The organism is Cupriavidus sp. PB-02, assembly GCF_058252315.1.
In genome coordinates this window covers 3935393-3959619 of the sequence record NZ_CM177694.1, presented here as the reverse complement: position 1 = coordinate 3959619, position 24227 = coordinate 3935393, and the positions used below count along the sequence as shown (strand labels likewise).

The 24227-nt window shown below is 68.6% G+C and carries 20 protein-coding genes; 12 read left to right on the top strand and 8 right to left on the bottom strand.

Annotated elements, in window-relative coordinates; all coding sequences use genetic code 11:
* Window positions 1–307: 307 nt before the first annotated feature.
* The 4 genes from AC10V3_RS18550 (at window position 308) to AC10V3_RS18535 (ending at window position 8757) form a co-directional block, all read left to right on the top strand.
* Window positions 308–2716 (top strand): carbohydrate-binding protein, encoded by a 2409-nt coding sequence (locus AC10V3_RS18550; RefSeq protein ID WP_022536780.1) that lies wholly within the window; start codon window positions 308–310, stop codon window positions 2714–2716.
* 208 nt (window positions 2717–2924) lie between these two features.
* Window positions 2925–4157 carry an efflux RND transporter periplasmic adaptor subunit gene (locus tag AC10V3_RS18545; RefSeq protein ID WP_022536779.1) on the top strand — a complete coding sequence of 411 codons (1233 nt, stop codon included), beginning with the start codon at window positions 2925–2927 and terminating at the stop codon, window positions 4155–4157.
* Entirely contained in the window at window positions 4154–7312 is a 3159-nt protein-coding gene (locus AC10V3_RS18540) for an efflux RND transporter permease subunit (RefSeq protein ID WP_022536778.1), read from the top strand. Before AC10V3_RS18545 ends, AC10V3_RS18540 begins: the two co-directional genes overlap by 4 nt.
* The gene (locus AC10V3_RS18535) at window positions 7309–8757 is read left to right on the top strand and encodes an efflux transporter outer membrane subunit (RefSeq protein ID WP_490922716.1); all 1449 of its coding nucleotides are present in this window, start codon (window positions 7309–7311) and stop codon (window positions 8755–8757) included. The genes AC10V3_RS18540 and AC10V3_RS18535 overlap by 4 nt, the downstream gene beginning before the upstream one ends.
* Window positions 8758–8800: 43 nt before the next feature.
* Here AC10V3_RS18535 and AC10V3_RS18530 read toward each other — a convergent pair whose 3' ends face one another.
* From AC10V3_RS18530 to AC10V3_RS18520, 3 genes are all read right to left on the bottom strand, one after another.
* Window positions 8801–10159, bottom strand: coding sequence for an MATE family efflux transporter (locus tag AC10V3_RS18530; protein ID WP_490922715.1), 1359 nt, complete (start codon window positions 10157–10159; stop codon window positions 8801–8803).
* A complete protein-coding gene (locus AC10V3_RS18525) occupies window positions 10152–10664 on the bottom strand; it encodes a winged helix-turn-helix transcriptional regulator (RefSeq protein WP_022536775.1) in 513 nt (170 codons plus the stop codon). The genes AC10V3_RS18530 and AC10V3_RS18525 overlap by 8 nt, the downstream gene beginning before the upstream one ends.
* Window positions 10665–10795: 131 nt before the next feature.
* Window positions 10796–11710 (bottom strand): LysR family transcriptional regulator, encoded by a 915-nt coding sequence (locus AC10V3_RS18520; RefSeq protein WP_022536774.1) that lies wholly within the window; start codon window positions 11708–11710, stop codon window positions 10796–10798.
* Window positions 11711–11833: 123 nt separating this feature from the next.
* On the opposite strand from AC10V3_RS18520, the gene AC10V3_RS18515 reads away from it, so the two are divergent.
* The 5 genes from AC10V3_RS18515 (at window position 11834) to AC10V3_RS18495 (ending at window position 17552) form a co-directional block, all read left to right on the top strand.
* A complete protein-coding gene (locus AC10V3_RS18515; protein WP_349605164.1) occupies window positions 11834–13372 on the top strand; it encodes an AMP-binding protein in 1539 nt (512 codons plus the stop codon).
* Window positions 13373–13412: 40 nt separating this feature from the next.
* The gene (locus AC10V3_RS18510; RefSeq protein ID WP_022536772.1) at window positions 13413–14411 is read left to right on the top strand and encodes a Bug family tripartite tricarboxylate transporter substrate binding protein; all 999 of its coding nucleotides are present in this window, start codon (window positions 13413–13415) and stop codon (window positions 14409–14411) included.
* A gap of 238 nt (window positions 14412–14649) precedes the next feature.
* Window positions 14650–16161: a chloride channel protein gene (locus AC10V3_RS18505; protein ID WP_022536771.1), complete on the top strand. Its 1512-nt coding sequence runs from the start codon at window positions 14650–14652 to the stop codon at window positions 16159–16161.
* Window positions 16162–16359: 198 nt separating this feature from the next.
* Entirely contained in the window at window positions 16360–16617 is a 258-nt protein-coding gene (locus AC10V3_RS18500) for a hypothetical protein (RefSeq protein ID WP_051369825.1), read from the top strand.
* 206 nt (window positions 16618–16823) lie between these two features.
* Window positions 16824–17552, top strand: a complete 729-nt coding sequence (locus AC10V3_RS18495; RefSeq protein WP_022536769.1) for a hypothetical protein — start codon at window positions 16824–16826, stop codon at window positions 17550–17552.
* A 45-nt stretch (window positions 17553–17597) separates the two neighbouring features.
* Here AC10V3_RS18495 and dapB read toward each other — a convergent pair whose 3' ends face one another.
* Together dapB and AC10V3_RS18485 are read right to left on the bottom strand one after the other, a co-directional pair.
* Complete coding sequence (dapB, locus tag AC10V3_RS18490) at window positions 17598–18407, bottom strand: 4-hydroxy-tetrahydrodipicolinate reductase (RefSeq protein ID WP_022536768.1); 810 nt, start codon at window positions 18405–18407, stop codon at window positions 17598–17600.
* A gap of 45 nt (window positions 18408–18452) precedes the next feature.
* On the bottom strand, window positions 18453–18902 hold the full coding sequence (locus AC10V3_RS18485; RefSeq protein WP_022536767.1) for an Lrp/AsnC family transcriptional regulator: 450 nt from the start codon (window positions 18900–18902) through the stop codon (window positions 18453–18455).
* Window positions 18903–19030: 128 nt separating this feature from the next.
* On the opposite strand from AC10V3_RS18485, the gene AC10V3_RS18480 reads away from it, so the two are divergent.
* From AC10V3_RS18480 to AC10V3_RS18470, 3 genes are all read left to right on the top strand, one after another.
* On the top strand, window positions 19031–20212 hold the full coding sequence (locus AC10V3_RS18480) for a saccharopine dehydrogenase family protein (RefSeq protein WP_022536766.1): 1182 nt from the start codon (window positions 19031–19033) through the stop codon (window positions 20210–20212).
* Window positions 20209–21726: an L-piperidine-6-carboxylate dehydrogenase gene (gene amaB / locus AC10V3_RS18475; protein ID WP_022536765.1), complete on the top strand. Its 1518-nt coding sequence runs from the start codon at window positions 20209–20211 to the stop codon at window positions 21724–21726. Before AC10V3_RS18480 ends, amaB begins: the two co-directional genes overlap by 4 nt.
* A gap of 144 nt (window positions 21727–21870) precedes the next feature.
* Complete coding sequence (locus tag AC10V3_RS18470; protein WP_041681622.1) at window positions 21871–22065, top strand: hypothetical protein; 195 nt, start codon at window positions 21871–21873, stop codon at window positions 22063–22065.
* An 86-nt stretch (window positions 22066–22151) separates the two neighbouring features.
* On the opposite strand, the gene AC10V3_RS18465 is transcribed toward AC10V3_RS18470, so the two are convergent.
* From AC10V3_RS18465 to prmC, 3 genes are all read right to left on the bottom strand, one after another.
* The gene (locus AC10V3_RS18465) at window positions 22152–22778 is read right to left on the bottom strand and encodes a UbiX family flavin prenyltransferase (RefSeq protein ID WP_022536763.1); all 627 of its coding nucleotides are present in this window, start codon (window positions 22776–22778) and stop codon (window positions 22152–22154) included.
* Window positions 22779–22785: 7 nt separating this feature from the next.
* On the bottom strand, window positions 22786–23097 hold the full coding sequence (grxD, locus tag AC10V3_RS18460; protein WP_010809878.1) for a Grx4 family monothiol glutaredoxin: 312 nt from the start codon (window positions 23095–23097) through the stop codon (window positions 22786–22788).
* Window positions 23098–23234: 137 nt separating this feature from the next.
* Window positions 23235–24107 carry a peptide chain release factor N(5)-glutamine methyltransferase gene (gene prmC / locus AC10V3_RS18455; RefSeq protein ID WP_022536762.1) on the bottom strand — a complete coding sequence of 291 codons (873 nt, stop codon included), beginning with the start codon at window positions 24105–24107 and terminating at the stop codon, window positions 23235–23237.
* Window positions 24108–24227 lie beyond the last annotated feature (120 nt).

Sequence of the window (24227 nt, the reverse complement as noted above, 5' to 3'; positions counted from 1 at the left end):
AAGATGCACACCCGCGCCGCCGCTGGCAGGCGCAACGGCGCATTGCGGCTTGATGGTGCCGTACCGCGGCCTCAGTTCTTCATACCCCCGAGGACGCAGCGAAACCCGCCTCGTACGAGCCTGATCTGTCTTTTTTTGCGCCGGCCCTGAATGTTTTTAAATGAGATTGTTCGCCTGTCCGCCCTAATTTAGATTCGCAGCATGGGCCGCTTGCTGTGCAGCATCGTGCGCCTCCATGCCACCAGACGGCCGTGTTGCCGTGCCGCAGCAGCCTTGCGAGTCACAAGCAGCATTCCCGGAGAAACCCATGCCATTTCGCCTGAAGCAGACCTGCATCCTGATCGCAGCGGCGTGGCTTGCCCTGGCACCTCTCGGTCCGCAAGCCGCCACGCCGCCGCAACCGGCGACCGCGGCGCTGGCCTGGCCGCGCAATTTCGACGCCGCCACCGACCATGTCGAGCTGTACCAGCCGCAGGTCGAGACCTGGGACGGCACCCGGTTGTCGGGCCGCGCCGCGGTGGCGGTGGGCGAGAAGGGCGGCGCGCCGACCTATGGCGTGGTGCATTTCTCGGCGACGGCCGATATCGACAAGCCTTCGCGGCTGGTGCAGCTGACTTCGTTGCGGATCGAAAGCGTGGAAGTCCCGACCCGGCCCGACGCCGCCGACCAGGTGCGCCAGGCGCTGGTGTCGCGGCTGCCGGCCGATGGCCTGACCGTGCCGCTTGACCAGCTGCAGGCCAGCTATGCGGTATCGCAGCAACTGGCCCGGGCCGGCCGCGTGGCGGTCCGCAACGATGCGCCGCAGATCCTGTTTGCCACCACGCCGACGCTGCTGGTGCTGGTTGACGGCGAGCCGGTCTGGCGCGCGGTGCACGGCACGGCATATGAACGTGCGCTCAATAGCCGCGCCCTGTTGCTGCGCGAGGCCGGCGGCGAGCTGTACCTGAAGGCCGCCGGCTACTGGTACCGCTCCGAATCCGCCGGCGGCGCGTGGGAAGTGATGACGTCCGCGCCCAAGGCGCTGGAGAACGCCGCCGCCAAGGCCGCCACTGGCATGAAGCCGGATGCGATGCTGCCGGCCGATGGCAAGCGCCCGGCCGGGGCGCCGGCCATTGTCTTCGCCGAGCAGCCGACCGAGTTGGTCATCACCAGCGGCGCCCCGCAGATGACGCCGGTCAGCGGCGTCAGCCTGCTCACGGTTTCCAATGCCGATCACGCCATCTTCGTCGATCCGGCGACCAACCAGTATTACGTGCTGGTCTCCGGCCGCTGGTTCCGCGCGCCGATGCTGACCGGCCCGTGGGAGTTCGTGCCCGGCCGCGAACTGCCGGCCGACTTTGCCAGGATCCCGCCGACCGATCCCAAGGCCAATGTGCTGGTGTCCGTGCCCGGCACGCCGCAGGCGCGCGAGGCCGAGATCGCCGCCACCATTCCCCAAACGGCAACGGTATCGCGCAGCAAGGCCAGCCTGAGCGTGGCCTATGACGGCGCGCCGCGCTTTACGCCGATCACCGGCACCTCGCTCAGCTATGCCGTCAACACCGGCACGCCGGTGATCGAGGTCGATGCCAGCCACTATTATGTGGTCGCCAACGGCGTCTGGTTCACCGCGCCGGCGCCGTCCGGCCCGTGGCGCGTGGCCACCGAGGTGCCGTCGGCCATCTACACCATCCCGCCGACCTCGCCGGTGTACTACGTGACCTACGTGCGCATCTACACGGTCACCCCCGAGACCGTGGTGGTCGGCTATACCCCCGGCTACATGGGCGTGGTGGTCAGCGCGGACGGCACGGTGGTGTACGGCACAGGCTACGTCTATCCGCCCTACGTGGGCGCGGCCTACTACGGCTACCCGGTCACGTACGGCTATGGCGCCGGCTTCGGCATCGGGATGGCGGAGGGCTTTGCCTTCGGCTTCGCCGCAGGCGCGTTCTGGGGCGCGGCATCGCCTTACTGGGGACCGTACTGGTGGGGCGCCCCGTACAACTGGAATTACGTCAACGTGAACCAGGCCAACTTCTACGGCCGCTGGGGCCAGGGTACCGTGACGCACGCCCAGGGCTGGAACGCCTGGACCGGCACCGAATGGCGCGGTACCGCGGCGTCGGGCTTCAACCCGGCCACCGGCGCGCGCTACCAGGGCAGCCGCGGCGCGGCGTTCAATCCCTATTCCGGCAACTACGCGGCTGGCCGCCAGGGCTCGTTCGCCAACCCGTCCACCGGGCGCGAGGGCGCGGCGCGCGGCGGTGTGGCCGGCAATACTTATACCGGCAACTATGCGGCCGGGCGCCAGGCAGCGGGCTACAACGCGCAGACCGGGCGCGTCGCCGCGGGCGAGGCCGGCATTGCCGGCAACACGCAGACCGGCGAGCACACCGCCGGCAGCCGCGGCTTTGTGGCCAACCCGGGCAAGGACAACGCCGTGGCGTGGAACAACGGCAACGTCTATGCGGGCCACGACGGTTCGGTCTACCAGCACACCGACGACGGCTGGCAGAAGCACACGCCCGGCGGCTGGGAGCCGGTGCAGCCTAACAACGAAGTGACCAACCGGCTCGACCAGCAGCGCCAGGCCCGCGACGTGGCGCAGCAGCGCCTGGACGGCGCGTCGCGGCAATGGCAGGCGCGGGGCTTCGGTGGCGGCGCGGGTGGCGGCTTTGGCGGGCGCGGCAGCGGTTTCCGTGGCGGCGGCTTCCATGGCGGTTTTCGCCGTTGAGGGCGGACGATTTCAGCGGATGCTGAAGACGACGTCCGTTCTCGAAAGCAGTTAATACGCAATCGAAAAGAATTGAATTGGCGCGTGCCGGCACCGGCCTTACCCTGCCGGATAAGGCACGCGCATGGCTGCCGCCTGCTGCACGCAGCGTCCGCCTGGGCGCCGCGTGCACGCGATCGCGTGCAACACCATGGCGGGAGGAGGACCCGTGAACACTGCTATCCACTGGCGCAGCATGCTGTGCCTGGCCTGCGTAGTGCTGGCGGCCTGCAGCAAGGAAAAACCGGCGGCCGTGGCACCGCCCGCGGCGGAGGTCGGCGTGATGACGGTGGCGCTGCGGGATGTGCCGATCGTCTATGACTTCGTCGGCCAGACCCAGAGCTCGCAGCAAGTAGAGATCCGCGCGCGCGTCAATGGTTTCCTGGACCGGCGCGTCTATACCGAGGGTGCGGTGGTCAAGGCCGGCGAGACCATGTTCCTGATGGATCCCAAGCCGTTTGCCGCGGCGCTGGATGCCGCCAATGCCGAACTGGCGCAGCAGGTGGCGCGGCTCAAGACCGCCAATGCCGACCTGGCGCGGGTGCGCCCGCTGGCCGAACGCAACGCCCTGAGCCAGCGCGACCTGGATGATGCTACCGGCAAGCAACAGGCCGCCGCGGCCTCGGTCGAGGCGGCCCGGGCCAATGTCACCAATGCCAGGCTGAACCTGGGCTATACCACGATCAAGTCGCCGGTCACGGGCGTGTCGAGCTTTGCCAAAAAGCAGGCCGGCAGCTATATCGACCCGTCCAACAGCCTGCTGACCTACGTCGCCAAGCTCGACCCGATGTGGGTCAACTTCAGCCTGTCGGAAAACGAGGTGCTGTCGTCGCGCGCGGAGCAGGAATCGGGCGCGCTCAAGTTCCCGGCCAAGGGCGCCTTCGACGTGGTGATCGTGCTGGCCGATGGCAGCCAGTTCCCGTACCACGGCAAGATCACCTTCGCCGATGCGGCGTTCAGCGCCGAGACCGGCACCTACATGATCCGGGCCGAGGTCTCCAACCCCGAGGGCACGCTGCGGCCAGGGCAGTTCGTGCGGGTCAAGCTGCATGGCGCCGAGCGCACGAAGGCCATTGCGGTGCCGCAGGAAGCCATCATCCAGGGGCCGCGCGGGCAACTGGTCTGGGTGGTGGGCCAGGACAACAAGGCCCAGCAGCGCGTGGTGGAGGTCGGCCAGTGGACCGGTGACAACTGGGTGGTGCGCTCTGGCCTGAAGGCCGGCGAGCGCGTGGTCATCAGCGGCGGGCTGCGGTTGGCGCCCGACGCACCGGTCAAGGCCGTCGAGGCTGTTCCCGGACAGAAGCCCCCGGCGGGTGCGGCGGCCGCCAGCGCGCCAGGTGCGCCAGGCGCGTCATCGCCCGCCCAGGCCAAGGGCACGGAGAGCGCAGGGAGCAAGCCATGAAGCTTGCCCACTTCTTTATCGACCGGCCCATCTTTGCGTCGGTCCTGTCGATCATCATCGTGGTGGGTGGCCTGGTCGCGCTGACCAAACTGCCGATTGCCCAGTTCCCGGACGTTACGCCGCCGTCGATCACGGTGACGACGCGATACCCGGGAGCCAGCGCGGAAGTGGTCGCGCAGAACGTCGCGGCGCCGATCGAGCAGCAGGTCAACGGCGCGGACCGGATGATGTACATGAACTCGACGAGTTCCTCGACGGGTGACCTGACCCTGACGGTGTATTTCGAGATCGGGACCGATCCGCAACTGGCGCAGGTGGACGTGCAGAACCGGGTCAACCTGGCGCTGCCGACCCTGCCTGAAGCTGTCACGGCCCAGGGCGTTTCCGTGCAGAAGCGCTCTTCTGCGTTCATGATGGTGATTGCCATCTTTTCGCCGGACAACAGCTACGACCAGACCTTTGTCGGCAACTACGCCAACATCTATGTGCTGGATGCGCTCAAGCGCATTCCCGGCGCCAACCAGTCGGCGATCTTCGGCAATCCGGACTACGCCATGCGGATCTGGCTGCGGCCGGACCGGATGGCGTCGCTGGGCATTACCACGGAGGACGTCAAGAACGCTGTCAGCGCGCAGAACCAGCAGTTCTCGGCCGGCCGTATCGGACAGTCGCCGACCACGGGCACGGTCCTGCAGACGTTCCCGATTGCGACCAAGGGCCAGATGACCGAGCCCGCCGAGTTCGAGAACATGATCCTGCGCGCGCAGTCGGGCGACGCCGCGCTGGTGCGGCTCAAGGACATCGGCAGGGCCGAGCTCGGTGTCAAGGACTATTCGCTGCGCAGCCGCTACAAGGGCAAGACCGCCACGCTGCTGGCGGTCTACCAGCAGCCGGGCGCTAATGCGCTGGACGTGGCCAAGCAGGTCCGCAGCACGCTGGCGGAACTGAAAAAGTCGTTCCCGCCGGGGCTGGAATATGAGGTCGCGCTCGACACCACGGAGTTTGTGAACGAATCGATCAACGAGGTGGTGCACACGCTGCGCGATGCGGTGATTCTCGTGATCCTGGTCGTCTACCTGTTCCTGCAGAGCCTGCGCGCAACGATCGTGCCGATCCTTGCCGTGCCGGTGTCCATCATCGGCGCCTTCGTCGGCATGAGCATGTTCGGCTTCTCGGTCAACATGCTGACCTTGTTCGGGATGGTGCTGGCCATCGGCATTGTGGTTGACGACGCAATCGTGGTGATCGAGAACGTCGAGCGCAACATGGTGGAGTTCAAGCTGCCACCAAAGGAGGCGGCCAAGCGTGCCATGGACGAGGTGAGCGGCCCCGTGGTTGCGATCGTGCTGGTGCTGCTGGCGGTATTCATCCCGGTGGCGTTCCTGTCCGGCATTACCGGCCAGCTCTACAAGCAGTTTGCCGTCACCATCGCGGTGTCGGTGGTGCTATCCGGGGTGGTGGCACTGACACTATCGCCGGCGCTTGCGGCAATCCTGCTCAAGCCCGGCGAGCATAAGAAGAACCGCTTCTTCCAGTGGTTCAACAATTCGTTCGATCGACTGATACAGGGGTACGACAAGTCGCTGCAGGTTGTGATCAGGCGGACGGTGATCTCCATCATCATCATCCTTGTCATGATCGGGGTGAGCGTGCTGATGTTCGTGCGGATACCGTCGTCGTTCCTGCCGGTGGAGGACCAGGGCTATCTGTTCGGTGCCGTGGTCATGCCGGATGCGGCCAGCCTGGACCGCACCGGCAACCTCTCCTCCCGTGCCGAGGCCTGGTACGCCAAGCAGGCCGGCGTCAGCTCGGTGGCGTCTGTGGACGGGTACAGCCTGATCGATTCGCAGAACAAGGCCAATGCTTCTACCTTGTTCATCACGCTGAAGGGCTTCCATGACCGCAAGGAAGGCGAGAGCGCGGCGGACCTGATCGCCAAAGCGAAGAAGGAGTTTGCGAGCTACCAGGACGGTGTGACAATTCCGATCAACCCGCCCTCGATCCCGGGCCTGGGAACGACCGGTGGTTTTGAGTTCTGGCTCCAGAGCACGGCGGACGGCACCTACCAGCAGCTGGAGGAGCGGGTGCATGCCTTTATCGCCAAGGCCCGGCACCGGCCAGAGCTGACGGGGATCAATTCCACCATCAACACGCGCTCGCGCCAGTTGCTGGTGGAGGTGGATCGCGAACGCTCCGAAACCCAGGGCGTGCCCGTCGAGCAGGTCTATTCCGCGCTGCAGACCATGTTCGGTTCGCTCTTCGTCAGCCAGTTCCCCAAGAACAGCCGGCTGTTCCAGGTGATCCTGCAGGCCGAACCTGACTACCGCTCGCGTCCGGAGGATCTCGACAAGGTCTACGTGCGCAACCGCACTGGCGAAATGGTGCCGATCAAGGCGGTGACGACATCCCGGTATGTCCCAGGCGCGGATATCATGACCCGCTTCAACAATTTCCCGGCCGCCAAGATCATGGGTGATGCCGCGCCGGGCTACAGCTCTGGCCAGGCGCTTGCGGCCATGGAGGACGTGGCGCGGGAAGTGCTTGGCCCGGGCTACAGTTATGCCTGGAGCGGCCAGGCATACGAGGAGAAGACCGCCGGATCGACGGCAGCAATGGTCTTTGCCTTTGCCTTGCTGATGGTGTTCCTGATCCTCGCTGCGCAGTACGAAAAATGGACGCTGCCGTTCGGTGTTCTGCTGGCGGTACCGTTCGCGCTGTTCGGTGCTCTGGTTGCCATCCTGTTGCGCGGCATGCAGAACGACGTCTACTTCCAGATCGGGCTGACGGTGCTGATTGCGTTGGCGGCGAAGAATGCCATCCTGATCTTCGAGTTCGCGGTGGAAATACGGCACAAGGAAGGCCTCAGTGCCTACGATGCCGCCTTGCATGCGGCCAAGCTGCGCCTGCGCCCGATCATCATGACCTCGCTCGCCTTCATCCTCGGCTGCGTGCCGCTGGCGATCGCAAGCGGCGCGTCGGCGGCCAGCCGACAGTCGCTGGGCACCGGCGTGATCGGCGGGATGCTCGGCGCCACGGTCATTGCGCTGTTTTTCATCCCGATGTTCTTCTGGGGGCTGGAGGTGATGTCCGAGCGCAAGCCGAAGCCCAAGGTCGGCGCTGCACCCACCACGCCACCGGCCGGAGAACCGTCATGAGCGCGCGCCGCCGGCTGGCCGGCGCCTGCGTGGCCGCGGCGCTGGGCGGCTGCGCCATCGGCCCCAACTACGAGCGCCCGGCCACGGCGGATCCGGCGCAGTACCGCATCGACACCGGCGTGCTGTCCGTGGCCGCGGACAGCGCCTGGTGGGACAGCTTCGGCGACCCGGTGCTTAACTCGCTGGTCGAGACGGCGCTGCGCAACAGCTACGACGTGCGCATCGCCGCGGCCCGCATCGATGAATTCCGTGGCCAGCTGATGGTGGTGCGCGCCGGCTTCTTCCCGCAGGTCAACCTGACGGCGTCGGCTACTCGCCAGCGCGCCGGCACTTTCACCGGCACGCCGTTCGCGTCGCTCGACGGCCCGCGCAATTCCTACCAGCTATTGGCCAATGCCAGCTGGGAGATCGACCTGTGGGGCCGCATCCGCCGGCAGGCCGAGGCGGCCGAGGCCAGCCTGTGGAACGCCGAGTACGCCCGCCGTGGCGTGGTGCTGTCGCTGGCGGCGTCGGTGGTGCAGGGCTATGCCACGCTGCGCGGGCTCGACGCGCAGCTGGAGATCGCGCAGCAGACGCTGCAGGCGCGCGGGCAGGGGCTGGATATCTTCCGGCAGCGCTATGAGGGCGGCGTGATCTCGCAGGTGGAGCTGTCGCAGGCGGAGAACGATTTTTACGTGACCGAGGCGACGATCCCGGTGCTGCGCAGCGGCATCGCGCAGACCGAGAACGCGCTGTCGGTCCTGCTGGGCCGCGAGCCCGGCCCGATCGAGCGCGGCAAGCCGGTCAACGAACTGCAGCCGCCGCCGGTCGGCGCCGACCTGCCGGCCGCGCTGCTGTCGCGCCGGCCTGACGTGTTGCAGGCCGAGCAAACCGCCATCGCCGCCAACGCTCAGCTGGGCGCGGCGCAGGCGCTGTACTTGCCAGCGGTCAACCTGAGCGGCCTGTTCGGCGCCATCGCCAGTTCGCCGGCAGGCCTGTGGCACAGCGCCTCGCAAGTGTGGGGCATCGGCGCCGGGCTGACCCAGCCGATTTTCCAGGGGGGCGCCATCCGGGGCCAGGTGCAGACCGCATCGGCGCAGCGCGACCAGGCCATGCTGGCCTACCAGGGCACCGTGTTGGCGGCGCTGGCCGACGTCAACAGCGCCCTGTCCAGCGGCATCGAGACCCGCAACCGGCTGGTGAGCCTGCGCCAGCAGGAGAAGAGCCTGGTGGTGTATGCCGACCAGTCGAGCGCGCGCTACGAGGGCGGATATTCCAGCTACCTGGAGGTGACCACGGCGCAGGAGAAGCTGTTCTCCGCGCAGCTTTCAGCGGTGCAGGGGCAGGTGGATGTGCTGACCAGCACCGCGGCGCTGTACAAGTCGCTCGGCGGCGGCTGGCCGTCGGTGCCGCAGGATGTACGCGATGCGGGGATGCAGGGGGATGCGAAGGTGTTGACGCGGTAGGGGAGCACGCCACCGGTCGCGGCTTGCGCCAACGCCGCAATGCTTATCGCGCCGACCACTCTCCCTGCCTGACCCCCATCGCAGTGACCACGCCATAGGCCGTGATCCCCAGCGCCACCCCCAGGAAATGCCCGTCCAGCCCCATGCCGAACACATTGGCCAGCATCCACCCGCCGCCCACGGCCAGCGCGATCCGGCACAGCCCGGCGGCCACCGGCCAACGCATGCGCCCCGCCCCCATCGACGCAAAGTACAGCGCCATGCCGAGCCCGAAGCCGCCGAAGGCCGGCCCCACCCATGACAGCGCGCGCGCCGCGATGTCGATCACTTCCGCGTCATTGGTGAACAGGCTGGCAAACCGCACCGGTGCCAGGCCCACCGCGGCGCCAGCCATGCCGGCAATGGCCAGCGCCAGGAACGCACCCACCCATGCGGTGCGGCGCGCGGTGTGCCAGTCGCCGGCACCCACGGCGCGGCCGACCAGCGCCGTCAGCGCCGAGCCCACGCCGAAGGCGAGCGGGATCATCAGGAATTCCAGCCGCGCCGAGATGCCATAGGCCGCCACCGCCGCGGTGCCATGATGGCGCAGTTGCGCGGTGACCAGGATGGTGGTCAGGTTGCCCACCGCCGCCAGCGCGCACGCCACCAGCCCCACCGACAGGATGCGCGCGAACAGTTCCCACGACGGCCGCAACCGCAACACCGGCACGAAGCCCGCGCCGCCGCGCGCCACCACGACCACCATCGCCAGCGCCGCGGCCCACGACACCGCCGCCAGCGCCGCGCCAATACCGGCCAGCCCCATGCCGGCGGGCTCGGCCAGCAGCCACGACAGCGGCGGGAAGGCGATCCACATCAGCGTGAGCACGCGCGCGGCCAGCGCATGGCGGCCGCCGCCGCGCAGCACCGAGGCCAGCGTGTTGGCCAGCCACGCCGGTATGGCGCCGGCGCCGAACAACCAGATCGCATAGGTGGCAGCCGCCTCGGCCGCGGTGTCGCCGCCCACCGCGCCCAGCACGCCACGCGGAAATCCCGCCAGCACCACGGCAAAGGCCAGTCCCGCGGTCACCGCGATCAGCAGCGCGTGCACGACCAGCGACGACGCTTCCTCGCGCCTGTTGGCGCCGAGCGCGCGCGCGATCGCCGCGACCACGCCCCCGCCCATCGCGCCGGTCGACATCTGCTGCAGCAGCAGCGCAAACGGCAGCACCACGGCCCAGCCGGCCAGCGCCGCCGTGCCCTGGCGCGCGGCCAGCCAGGTTTCGATCAGCTGGGCCACGGCCTGCAGCAGCGCGATCAGCGCGGTCGGGCCGGCCAGCTTGCCGATGCGGCGGGCCAGTTCGCTGGCGGGCACCGCTTCGGCCGGGGCGGCGCAGGCGCGCAGCGCGCTGGTATCAGTCATGGCGGCTCTCCTGCTCGCTGACAGCTTCGGCGTCGCCGAAGCGACGCCGCAGGAAGCGCCCCGCGCCCGGCCCGGGCAGCACGCGCACCTCGTCCAGCGTGATCTGGCTGCCATCGGCGCGCATCAGCTCCGCCGCGGCGATTTCCTTGCCGGTGCGGCGGTCCTGCAGCACGGTCAGCGGACCCTTTTCATCGGTCATCCAGCAGTCGGCCCAGGCCTTGAGCGCGACAAAGACGGGGAAGAAATCGCGCCCCTTGTCGGTCAGCTGGTAGACGTGGCGGCCACCGCCCTCTGGCGTGACGCGCGCCAACAGGTCGTGCGCCACAAGCGTCTTCAGGCGCGCGCTGAGGATGTTGGGAGCGATGCCCAGGTTGCTTTCGAACTCGTCGAAGCGCGTGCTGCCGTAGAAGGCCTCGCGCAGCACGAGAATTGCCCAGCGTTCGCCCAGCACCGCCATGGAACGGGCGACGGGGCAGGGCATGGAAGCGAAATCGGTGGGGGTCATGGGGGCGCCTGGGATGTCGTCGGCTTGCTTTCAATTTGCAAGTTTGCTGAATCATAGCTTGCAAATTGAAAGTTTGCGCCGGCCCGGCGTAGATGCCGTTCGCTCACCGGCCAGTGTGCCGCCGCCGCCGCTCAGGCCGCGGCGTCCCGGAAGACCTCCAGCTTGCCCAGCTCCTCGCGCATGAACCCGATGAGAGCCCGGGTCGCCATCGACGGATGCAGGTTGGGCGTGGTGATGATGAAGAGCTTGTTGCCCAGCCCCTCCGGGCGCCAGTCGGGCAGCACCGGCACCAGGTGCCCGGCGCGCACTTCCTCCCAGCCGATATAGACCGGCAGCAGGCCGATGCCATGGCCCTCGCGCACGGCCCGCGCGAGGAACAGGAAGTGTTCGGATTGCAGCGTCGGCGTCAGCGCCACGTCCACGCGTTGGCCGTCGCGGTACAGCGACAGCGCGAACTGGCGCGGAGGGTAGGGCGGGCACAGGAACTGGCAGCCGGCCAGGTCGGGCGGCACGCGTACCGGCGGAATGCTGGCAAGATAGTCCGGCGATGCATACAGTTGCCAGCGGATGTCGCAGATTTCGCGCGCCACGTGGTCAAGCGGCGGCGCAGAAGTGACCTTCAGCGCCACATCGATCTCGGCGGCGATCAGGTCGTTGACGCGGTTGGCAAAGAACACGCGCAGCGTGATGCCGGGGTGCTTCTGCGCGAACTGCAGCAGCAGCGGCGCGATATAGGCGTCGCCCAGCCCAGTGGGCACGCTCACGCGCACATGGCCGCGCAGCGTCTTGCCCAGGCTGTCGATCTCCGCCTGCGCCGACGCCACCTCCTGCAGGATGCGCACACCGTGCTGGTACAGCGCGTGGCCGGGCTCGGTCAGCTCCAGCCGGCGCGTGGTCCGGCGCAGCAGTTGCGCGCCGGCCTGGTGCTCCAGCTCGCGCAGCTGGCGGCTGACCTGCGAGCGCGTGACGCCGCGCCGCCGGCCCGCCTCGGCCAGGTTGCCGGCGTCGACGATGTCGACGAAAGCCTGGATCAGGTTGAGGTCCATCCGGGATTGCCTGAAGAATTGTCACCTATGGCGCAACATTGTGATTCCGATGCGCGTGATTGTCGATGCACGGCAGCACCGATACAGTGATTAACTGCCGGCCGCACCGCGGACCGGCGCCCGATTCCGCAGAACGCACAGCAATACAGGAGACAACGGATGGCCACGGACCTCTGGTTTGAAGACATGCATCGCACCGGCGACGAGCAGGTGGCGCGCGGCGCGCAACTGGCCGGCGGCCTGCGCACGCTGGGCGTGCAGGAGGGCGACGTGGTCGCGGTACTGCTGCGCAACGACCCTGCCTACGCCGACGTGGTCCACGCCTGCCGCACGGCCGGCTGCTACTACTGCCCGATCAACTGGCACTTCACCACGGAGGAAGTGCGCTTCCTGCTGACCGACAGCGGCGCCAAGGTACTGCTGGTGCAAGCCGACCTGCTGCCCGCGGTGCGCGAGGCCGTGCCGGCCGGCATGACGGTGCTGGCCGTGGGCGGCAGCGGCGGTACCGGCGGCGGCGCCATCGAATACGAAAGCTGGCTGGCGCAACAGCCCGCCTACGACGGCCCGCGCGTGGCCCCGCGCGGCCATATGGCCTACACCTCCGGCACCACCGGCCGGCCCAAGGGCGTGGTGCGCCAGCCGGTGCCGCTCGATCAGCTGGAAAGCCAGCTTGCGCGCATGCGCTCCGTGGTGCGGCAGACCTACGGCCTCGAGCCGGGCTGCCGTGCGCTGATGTCGGCGCCGCTGTACCACAGCGCGCCGGGCTCGTTTATCCAGAACGCGCTGCAGATGGCCGAGCGGCTGGTGCTCACGCCGCGCTTTGATGCCGAGCAGGTGCTGGCGCTGATCGAAAAGCACCGCATCGACGTGATCTACCTGGTGCCGATCATGTACGTGCGCCTGCTCAAGCTGCCGCCCGAGGTACGGGCGAAGTACGACCTGTCGTCGCTGCGCTTTGTCGCCTCGACCGGCTCGCCGTGTTCGCCGGACGTGAAGCGCGCCATGCTCGATTGGCTGGGCCCGGTGATCCACGAAACCTACGCCTCCAGCGAAGCCGGCATGATTACCGTCGCCACCCCGGCCGATGCCGCCGAGCGTCCCGGCACCGCCGGCAAGCCCGTCGACGCCGCGCAGCTGCGCATCCTCGACGAGGACGGCCGCCAGTGCGCGCCGGGCGAGGTCGGCCTGGTCTACGTGCGCCAGCCCGCCTATCCCGACTTCAGCTACCGCAACAACGACGCCGCGCGCGCTGCCATCGACCGCGATGGGCTGGTGACGCTGGGCGACATGGGCTTTGTCGATGCCGACGGCTACCTGTTTATCTGCGACCGCGCCTCCGACATGGTGATCTCCGGCGGCGTGAACATCTACCCGGCCGAGATCGAGCACGAACTGGTGCGCTATCCCGGCGTGGCCGACTGCGTGGTGTTCGGCATCCCCGACGACGAATACGGCGAGCGCCTGCTGGGCATGGTGCAGCCGATGCCCGGCGTGGAAATCCGCGAGGCCGAGGTGATCGAATGGCTGCGCCAGCGGCTGTCGGGCTTCAAGGTGCCGCGCAGCATCGTGATCGAGGCGCAGCTGCCGCGCGACGAGACCGGCAAGCTCGCCAAGCGCCGGTTGCGTGACCGATACTGGGAAGGCCGCCAGCGCCGCGTCTGAGCGCCAGCGCGAGATAAAGACAATGACAGGAGGAGACGCGATGCACAGCAGCAGAAGCGGATGGCGCACATGGCTCGCCGCCACGGCGGCGGGCGCGGGATGTGCGTTGGCCTTGTGGGGCGGCGCGGCGCAGGCCGCCTATCCCGACCGGCCGATCAAGCTGGTGGTGCCGTACACGCCCGGCGGCTCGACCGACCAGTTCGGACGCGCCCTGGCCGATGGCATGTCGCGCCAGCTCGGCCAGACCGTGGTGGTGGAGAACCGCCCGGGCGCCGCCACCATGATCGGCACCAACAGCGTGGCGCGCGCGCCCGCCGACGGCTACACCATGGTGCTGGCCACCAACGGCAGCATGGTGCTCAACCCGATGCTGTACAAGAAGATCACCTACGATCCGCCCAAGGACTTCAAAATCTTCACCATCGGCGCCGAGGTGCCGCTGGTGGTGGTGACCAACACCCAGGTGCCGGCCAGCAACATCCGCGAGTTCGCGGCCTACGCCAAGTCGGCGGGCGGCAAGCTTAACTATGCCTCGGTGGGTCTGGGCAACGCGCTGCAGCTGGCAACCGAGATGCTCAAGACCGAGCTGGGCATCCATGTCACGCACGTCCCCTACAACGGCAGCGCGCCGGCGCTGGCGGCGTTGCTGGCCAATGATGTGCAGCTGATGGTCGACGTGGTCAGCACCTCGCTGCCGCATATCAAGGGTGGCAAGCTCAAGGCGCTGGCGGTCACCGGCCGCACGCGACTGGATGTGTTGCCGAACGTGCCGACGGTGGCCGAGAGCGGTTATCCGAATTTCCAGGCTGCGACGTGGTTCGGCCTGGCGGTGCCGGCGCAGACGCCGGCCGATGCGGTGGCCAGGCTGCAGGCTGCGGCTTCGCACGTGCTGAAGGACCCGCAGTTCCGTTCGACCTTCAACGCGCTGGGGCTGATCGTGCAGCCGCCGCGCTCGCAGGCGGAAATCGACCGTTATATCGAGGCGGATCGTGAGCACTGGGGCAAGGTGATCAGGGCCAACAACATCACGCTGGACTGAGCGTAATCGTCGGTGCGACGGCGTTTCGCGCGCCGCTGGCTTGCTCCCCTCTCCCGCCCGCGGGAGAGGAGCCGGGGAAGCGGGCAGGCGCGTCCACACCACGACATGCCGGAATGCCGCATCCAGCCGTCGATCGCCGGCCACAACGCGCCAGACGCCGCCATGATGGGCGTATAGTTCGATGTCATCCCGGCTCCGCCAGGCGCCGCACCGGATGCCTACGTAACGCCCCTCTGTCATGACCGAGCGCGAGCCCACCGATCCCAAAGATCCGAATTCCGCCGATCCCGCTTCCCCGGATCCCGCCAACCGCCCGGATCCGCAGGCGCGCCCCGACGCCAGTTCCGACGCCAGCCCCCTGCCCCCCGATCCCCGCCTGCTGCACAAGCTCAGCCGCCGCGCCCGCGTGGCCGCCAGGCGCAAGTCGCGCCAGGCGGGGCGCATCTCGCGCACCACGCTGCGCTACACGGTGTTCATGTTCGGCGCCGGCTGCGTGGGGTTGTTTTCGCTGGTGTTTGCCTGGATCGCCGAAGTCGCGCTGCGCTGGAACCAACAACTGACCCAGGCGACCCCGTGGCTGGCATTCGTGATGCTGCCGTTCGGGCTGGCCGCCTTGCGCTGGCTGACGATCCGCCTGGCGCCGCAGGCGCGCGGCAGTGGCATCCCGCAAGTGATCGCAGCGGTCACGTTGCCGCCCGCGGGCGCCGCACAGACCGTGCTGGTGTCATTGCGGCAATCGATGTGGAAGGTGGTGCTGACCGCGCTGGCGCTGCTGGCGGGCGCCTCGGTCGGGCGCGAGGGGCCTTCGGTGCAAGTTGGGGCGGCGGCCATGCTGGCCTGGGGCCGCTGGTGCCAGGAGAAGCTGCGCTTTCGCATCGGCTTCCATCCCAACGCGCTGATCGTCGCCGGCGCGGCGGGCGGGCTGGCCGCGGCCTTTAACACGCCGCTCGCGGGCGTGGTGTTCGCCATCGAGGAACTCGGCCGCGGCACCGCGGTGCGCTGGGACCGGCTGGTGCTGTCCGGCGTGCTGACCGCCGGCTTCGTGTCGCTGGCGCTGCTGGGCAACAACCCGTATTTCGTGGTCAAGGTGCCGATGCTGGTGCTGCATGACGCGTGGGGCCCGGTGTTGCTGTGCGCGCTGATCAACGGCGTGCTGGGCGGGCTGTTCGCCAAGGCGCTGATCGGCGGCGTGCCCGGACTGCTGCCCGCGCACTGGCGCGCCTGGCCGACGCAGCATCCGGTGTGGGTGGCGTTCGGCTGCGGGCTGGTGGTGGCGGTGCTCGGCGTGGCCACCGCGGGCGCGACCTTCGGCACCGGCTACGAGCAGGCCTCGGCGCTGATCAACGGGGAATCGCATGCCACGCAGTGGTTCGGCGTCGCCAAGCTGGTGGCGACTGTGGTGTCCTACTTTGCCGGCATCCCGGGCGGCATCTTCACGCCGGCGGTGGCCATCGGCGCCGGCATCGGCGAGAACGTGGCGCACTTTGTCACCGGCATGGCCGAGCCGCGCGTGCTGGCACTGGTGTCGATGGCAGCGTTCCTGGCCGCGGCCACGCAGGCGCCGATCACCGCCAGCGTGATCGTGATGGAGATGACGCGCACGCAGGACCTGACGGTGTTCCTGCTGGCGGCGGCGTTGCTTGCTTCGTTTATCTCGCGGCAGTTCTCGCCGCACCCGTTCTACCATCGCGCCGGCCGTGCGTTCCGGCGCGAAGCGCTGATGCTGGTACGCAAGGCGCCGGCGGGCTGAGCGGGGTGGTCGCGGGCAGTGCGGGCAGCGTTGCGCCGGCGCGTCGGCGCATCGGTCCCATGGCGCGCCGCCCGGCTTTGCCCTACCATGGCGCCGCGCGATCCCACAGTGAAACTGAGCGGGCCGCGCGTGCACCGGCGGCACACACACCAATGACAGGACGCCGGCATGCCATGGGCAATGTTCCGGGGAGCACAGATGGCTTCGCAACGTCCGGCCGGCAAGACCCGGCCTCCGAGCAAGGAAAGCACCCACCTGCAGGATGCGGGCCCGGAAACCATCTGGCATACCCGCGGCCTGCAGACGCCTTCGCGCCTGCGCGCGCCGCTGCCGGGAGTCCGGCGCACGCCGCGCCGGCAGCTGCCGCCCAGCCGGGTGCCGCGCCTGCTGGCGTGGGGACTGGTGCTGGTGATGATCGCCACCTTCGTCCAGGCCTTCCTGCGCATGCACGGCTGAGCGCCGCCACAAGTGCCGGAGCCGCCTTGGCGATCGGTTAAGCTGACGGTCGCCCCGTATCGAACCGGTCGCAGTGACTTTGTCGTCACCGCCGTGTGCCGGTTTTGCCCCGCGCGACCGCGATCCGCCCGGAACATCCGGGCCAGGGCTTGCTCCAACCCGGAGCCCTTTATCCAGGTTTGTCCAGGTTCATCCAGGAGTCCGATTTGAAATTCCCCGTTGCCGGGCTGGCGCTTGCCGGCCTGCTGGGCGCCGCCACTGGCGCCATCGCCGCACCTGCTTCCGCGGCTGCCGCCAAGCCTGCTTCTCCGTCATCGGCCAAGTCTGCGGCCCAGTCCGAAACCAGCGCGCTGGCGCCAATGCTCGGCATGCTGGAAATCGGCAACCCGCTGCCGGCCTTGCCAGATTGCGCCGACAAGCGCACGCCCGACGGCCGCGATGTCACCGGGTTTTGCGTCGAACTGAAGGGCGACGGCCTGATGCGCCAGGTCGGCGTGCCGCGCGACAAGCGCCCCGCCTTCATGGATGGCCCGCATGTGGTGGCCTTTGTCGACCGCAACGCGCTGGTCGGTCTGATCGTGCCGACCGCCGGCGCCAACTCGCAGCAGGCCGCGGCCGACAGCGTCACGGCGCTGTATGGCAAGCCGTTCCGCCAGGAACAGGTCGACATGCGCGACAAGGGCGGCAAGACCGTCAAGACGCTGCACGCGGGCTGGATGCAGAAGCCGCTGACCGTGGAGCTGTACGCGATGCCGGAAGATCCCAACACCGGCACCATCGAGATGCTGCTGCCGCAGGCGCGCGTTCTGATGGCGGAGAAGGACGCTGAGATCGACAATAAACTCAATCCGGCGCCGGCTTCCGCGCCGGCCGCTAAGCCTGCCAAGCCGGCGCCCAAGCCGGCCGCCAAGCCGGAGAAGCCGGGCAGCTGGTAAGACCGCGGTGGGCGGCAGCGCCGCCCGCCAGTCAATGCGTTTGCCTCAGAGACCTTCCATCACCTTGTCCAGCCCCCGCACCACGCCGCGCACGGTATGGACCTTGCGGATCGCCAGCAGCGCGCCGGCGACATAGGGCGTGGAGCCGTCGCCAGCCTCGTGCTTCAGGTGCAGGCGCTGCCCGTCGGCGCCGAAGATCACCTCCACGCCAAGCTGGTAGCCCGGCAGTCGCACCGCATGTACCTGCGTGCCGGACATGGTGGCGCCGCGGGTTTCCATCGGACCGTTGACTTGGTCGACCGGCACCACCTGCGCCGCGGTCTTGACCTGGCCGAGCCGGTAGGCCAGCTCGCGCACCGTGCCCGAAGGCACGTCGACCTTGCCGGCCTTGGCGTAGTCGATGATCTCCCAGTGCTCCAGGTGGCGCGCCGCCATCTCGGCAAACTTCTGCAGCAGCACCACCGTGATGGCGAAATTGCCGCAGGCGAGCACGCCGCGGTCGGCCTTGCGCGCGGCTGCGTCGATCTCGGCATAGTCCTCGTCGGTCAGCCCGGAGGTGCCCACCACCACGTGCGCACCATGCGCCAGCGCTTGCAAAATGTTGTGCTTGGCGATCGCCGGCTTGGTGTATTCGACGTAGACGTCATAGGGTGTCTCGCCCAGTGCCTCGATGCTGGCGGCGGCCACGCCCGGGGTATCGGCATGGCCGGTCAGCTGCGCCAGCGGCTGCCCGGCGGCGCCGCGCGACAGGCCGGCCACCAGCGTCATGTCCGCCGCGTGCGCCACGCCGCGCGCCAGTTCGCCGCCGGCCCAGCCGGTCACGCCGCCCACGGCGACACGGATCGGATTGTTCATGTTGTGTTCTCCGCAATGGCTTGATCGGGTAGGCAGCATACCGCTTCAGCCGGCAGCGCGCCGGCGGTCGAGCTTGCGCGCCAGCACGATCGAGGTGGTGGTGTGGTTGACGCCGTCGAGCATGCCGATCTCGTCCAGCAGCCGATCGAGGCGGTCATGTGTGTCGCAGCGGATCGCCACCAGGTAGTCGACCGGCCCGCTGACGGAATTGACCTCCTCGATCTCTGGCAGCCGCTGCAGCGCACGCAGGATCGCAGGCGCGGCCTTGGGCTGCACCGACAGGCCGCAGTAGGCCAGGATCGCGTTGTCTTCCATCTTCTGACCCAGCCGCACGCCGTAGCCGGCGATCACCCCCGAGCGCTCCAGCCGCGCGATGCGCGCGACCACGGTGGTGCGGGCGATACCCAGGTGCCGGGCGAGGTTGGCGGCGCTTTCGCGCGCATTGGCCTGCAAGCGTGACAGCAGGTGGCGGTCCGTGGCGTCGAGTTCTGTCATTACGTCGGTAGGTCTCGTCGTTTCGTTCGATTATGGCGGTTTTTCGTCGTTCTTGGGCCTTCATTCCGTCTCATGGGCTATCCATACTCCAGTCAACGGGACCAACTTTTCTTGTGGACGGAGACACCATGCAACCCTCGAACCTGGGCCGGCAGGGCCCGCGCGACCTGCCCAAGGCGACCCGCCCGCTGCACGTGACGGTGCTGGGCGCGGGCAAGATCGGCCGCACCATCGCGGCGATGCTGCATGACAGCGGCGACTACCGCGTCAGCGTGGTTGACCATGACGCGCGCCGGCTGGACGGCCTGCCGCGCGGCGTGCTGGCGCGCGCCGGCGACCCCACCGAGCCGGGCACCTGCGCCGCGCTGCTGGCCGGCGCCGATGCCGTACTCAACGCGCTGCCGTTCCATGCCGCCATCAGCGTGGCCTCGGTCGCGGCGCGCCTGGGCGTGCATTACTTCGACCTGACCGAGGATGTGGCCGCCACCCAGGCCATCCGCGCGCTGGCGCAGGGCGCGCGCTCGGTGCTGATGCCGCAGTGCGGGCTGGCGCCCGGCTTTATCGGCGTGGTCGGGCACGACCTGGCGCAGCGCTTCCTGCGCGGCGGCGGCGGCTTGCTCGACCTGCAGATGCGTGTCGGCGCGCTGCCGCGCTACCCCAGCAACGCGCTCAAGTACAACCTGACCTGGAGCACCGAGGGACTGATCAACGAGTATTGCAACCCCTGCGAGGCCATCGTCGACGGCCGCCGCGTGGAGTTGCCGGCGCTGGAGGGGCTGGAGAGTTTCGCGCTGGACGGTATCGAATATGAGGCCTTTAATACATCAGGCGGCCTCGGCACGCTGCCCGAAACGCTGGCCGGGCGCGCACGCAATGTCGACTACAAGTCCATCCGCTATCCCGGCCACTGCACGCTGATGAAGCTGCTGCTCAACGACCTGCGCCTGCGCGAACGCCGCGAATGGCTGCGCGATATCTTCGACCGCGCCATCCCGGTCACCGAGCAGGACGTGGTGATCGTGTTCGCCACCGCCACCGGCTATCCGGCCGGCGGCGAACGGGGGCGCGGGCCGCTGACGCAGGCTTCGTTCTCGGCGCGCATCGGCGGGGTGGACGGCAAGGGCGGGCATGTCAACGCGATCCAGCTGACCACCGCTGCGGGCATCTGCACCGCGCTGGACATGGTGGCGACCGGCGCACTGCCGCAGTCCGGCTTCGTCCGGCAGGAGCAGATGCCGCTCGACGCCTTCCTGGCCAACCGCTTCGGCCGCCACTACACGCAGCACCCGCTACAGGAGATGCATGTATGAAAGCGCAACAGTTCGCTGCCAGCTGGGATTCGATCGGCCTGCCGCGGCCCTGGCAGGAGGGCACGCCGGCCGGCACCGTGACCGTGCGCTCGCCGGTGGACGGCGAGGCCATCGGCCATGTGCCCGCCTGCACGCCGGCACAGGCCGATGCGCTGATCGCGCGCGCCCACGCGGCGCAGAGCACCTGGGCGCTGCTGCCCGCGCCGGCGCGCGGCGAGATCGTGCGGCGCTTCGGCGAGGTGCTGCGCGAACACAAGCAGGCGCTGGGCCGGCTGGTGTCGCTCGAGACGGGCAAGATCCTGCAGGAAGGGCTGGGCGAGGTGCAGGAGATGATCGATATCTGCGACTTCGCGGTCGGGCTGTCGCGCCAGTTGCACGGGCTGACCATCGCTTCCGAGCGCCCGCAGCACGCGATGCGCGAGACCTGGCACCCCTACGGGCTGTGCGGCGTGATCTCGGCCTTCAACTTCCCGGTGGCGGTATGGGCGTGGAACTCGGCGCTGGCGCTGGTGTGCGGCAACGGCGTTATCTGGAAGCCCTCGGAGAAGGCCACGCTGTGCGCGCTGGCTGCGCAGGGGCTGCTCGACCGCGTGCTGGCGGCGGTGGCGCCGCAGCACAGCGGCATCTCGGTGGTGCTGCCGGGCGGGCGGATGCTGGGTAATCACCTGGTATCGCACCCGGCGGTGCGGCTGGTCAGCGCCACCGGCTCGACCCGGATGGGGCGCGAGGTCGGCATCGCCTGCGCCGGGCAGTTCAAGCGCAGCATCCTGGAGCTGGGCGGCAACAACGCGGCCATCGTGGCACCGTCCGCCGACATTGAACTGGCCGTGCGCGCGATCACCTTCGCGGCGGCGGGCACGGCAGGCCAGCGGTGTACCACGCTGCGCCGCTGCTTTATCCACGCCGACCTGATGGACACCATGGCCAGCCGGCTGATCACCGTGTTCGATCGCCTGCCCGTCGGCGACCCGCTCGAGGACGGCACGCTGCTTGGCCCGCTGATCGACAATACCGCCGGAGAGGCCATGGCCAATGCGTTGGCCGCGTGCCGCGCGCAGGGCAATATCGTCACCGGTGGCGAACGGCTGCTGGCCGACCGCTTTCCGCACGCGTGCTACGTGCGACCCGCGCTGGTGATGACCGACGAACAGCACGACACCATGCTGACCGAGACCTTCGCGCCGATCCTGTACCTGATGCCGTACACCACCTTCGACGAGGCGATCGCGCTGAATAATGCCGCGGCGCACGGGCTATCGTCTTGCATCTTCACGGAATCGATGCGCGAGGCGGAACGCTTCATCTCGTCCGCGGGCAGCGACTGCGGCATTGCCAACGTCAACATCGGCACCAGCGGGGCGGAGATCGGTGGCGCGTTCGGCGGCGAGAAGGCAACCGGCGGCGGGCGCGAGTCAGGGTCGGATGCGTGGAAGGGGTATATGCGCAGGGCGACCAATACGGTCAACTATGGCGATTCGTTGCCGCTGGCACAGGGGGTAAGGTTCGAGATCTGAATGGGTCCAGGGGTCGCCACGACGTTTCCGTAGGGAACGGTAACAAGCCTTACATGCCTTTGACGCCGTATTACGCGGCGAGCCCGTATAACGTCAGCAGGGCAGGCACATGCCCGATTCGACCCCAAGGACGAAACCATGAAAATACTGACGATTGGACTGGCCGCCGCGGCGGCGTCAGTCACCCTGCTGGGCGGCTGCGCCGTCTATCCCACCCCCGCCGGCCCTGCGCTAGGCCCGGCGCCCGTGTATGTCGCGCCCGCGCCAGTGGTCGTCGCGCCCCGGCCGTACTACTACGGCGGCTACGGCTACTATGGCCGCGGCTATCGTCGCTGGTAATGACAGTGGTTAGCCGGAGTATGCAGCAGCGTAGAAGGATTTGAAGCAGTGGATTGAAGCAACGGCAGGGAGCCCGGCAGCAGCGTTCAGTTGCCGCCTGCCGCGTCACCGGGACGGGCATTCAGTCCGCCCCAGCTGGGCGTGAGCGTCTGGCCGATCTCGGGCAGGTCGACCAGGTCCAGCACGCGGCCGACCGTATGATCGACCAGTTCGGCAATGCTTTGCGGCTTCTGGTAGAAGCCCGGCACCGGCGGGAACACGATCCCGCCCATTTCCGTCACCGCCGTCATATTGCGCAGATGCGCCAGGTTCAGCGGCGTTTCCCTGACCATCAAAACCAGCTTGCGCCGCTCCTTGAGCGTGACGTCGGCTGCGCGCGTGATCAGGTTGTCGGAGAGGCCGTGCGCGATCGCGGCGAGCGTGCGCATCGAGCAGGGGGCCACCACCATCGCATGCGCGCGGAACGAGCCGCTGGCGATGGTGGCGCCGATATCGCGCACGTTGTGCACGACGCCGGCGAGCGCTTCCACCTCGGCACGGCTGATATCCAGCTCGTGCTGCAGGTTCATCACGCCCGCGGGAGAAATCAGCAGGTGCGTTTCCACCGACGGCGCCGCGCGCAGCACCTGCAGCAGGCGCACGCCGTAGATGGCGCCGGTGGCGCCCGTGATGGCGACGATCAGCCGCTGCGGCGGGGCGCCGGTCACGGGCATGGCGGGCTCAGCCCTTCAGCAGGGTTTGCAGCTCGCCGTTCTGGTACATCTCCATCATGATGTCCGAGCCGCCGATGAACTCGCCGTTCACGTAGAGCTGCGGGATGGTGGGCCAGTTGGCGTATTCCTTGATACCCTGGCGGATGCCTTCATCGTCCAGCACGTTGACCGTGGTCGGCGCGTCCACGCCGCAGGCCTTCAGGATCTGGATGGCGCGGCCCGAGAAGCCGCACATCGGGAACTGCGCGGTGCCCTTCATGAACAGGACCACCGGGTTGCCCTTGACGATCTGGTCGATCTTTTGCTGCACGTCGCTCATGGTTTGCTTTTCGGTTGGGCGGGACCGTTGCGCGGGCGCCGCCTGGGGAGAATGGGATGCCGCGCGGCCAGCCGCACGGCGGAGATCTGTTTTGCCGGAGATTTTACCCGGAATCGCCGCCGCGCTTCAGGCCGGCCTCAGGCCGGTGTTCGGGGCCAGCGCCCGCCGGTGCAGCGTTCCTGCCCCGCCAGGTCGCGCGCGGTGAAGACTTCGGTGAAGCCGGCGGCTTCCAGCAGCTTGCGGGTGGCCTGCGCCTGGTCGAAGCCATGTTCCATCAGCAGCCAGCCGCCGGGCAGCAGCCGCGCGCCGGCGCCGCCGACGATGGCGCGCAGGTCGGACAGGCCGTCCTCGTGGTCGGTCAGCGCGTCGATCGGCTCGAAGCGCAGGTCGCCCTCGGCCAGGTGCGGGTCGCCCGCGGCGATATAGGGCGGGTTGCTGATGATCAGGTGAAAGCGCAGGCCCGGCGGCAGCGCCCCATACCAGTCCGAGACCAGGAAGTGGATGCGGTCCGCGCCGAGTGCGCTGGCGTTGTCCTGCGCCACCATCAACGCACCGGGCGAGATATCGGTGGCCCACACCTGTGCATCGCGGCGCTCGCGCGCCAGCGTGACGGCCAGGATGCCCGAGCCCGTGCCCAGGTCCAGCACCTGCGGGTGCGGCACGTCGGCCAGCCGGGCCAGCGCCGCTTCCGCCGCGATCTCGGTATCGGGCCGCGGGATCAGGACATCGGGCGTGACGCGGAACTTGCGGCCGAAGAATTCACGCTCGCCGATCAGATAGGCCATCGGCTCGCCGGCCAGGCGCCGCGCCAGCAGCGTGGCAAAGGCGTCGCGCTGGGCGATGGTGAGGGTGTCGGTGTCGCGCGTGATCAGCTGGGTGCGGTTCAGCCCGGTGACGTGCGTCAGCAGCATGCGCGCTTCCAGCGCCGGCAGGCCGGTCATGGCAGCCAGGGTCTGGGCTTCGCGCAGCGTCGGCGTCGCCGGCAGTGCGGCGGAGTTGGGGGAGGACATCTGGAGGCAGGGACGGTTCTGTTGCCGGCCATAAAAAACCCCACCGGCGCAATGCCTGGTGGGGCTTTGTGGCGGGACTTCCGGCTTGGCGCCAAGTGTACCGCCAGATTGACGGCGGCG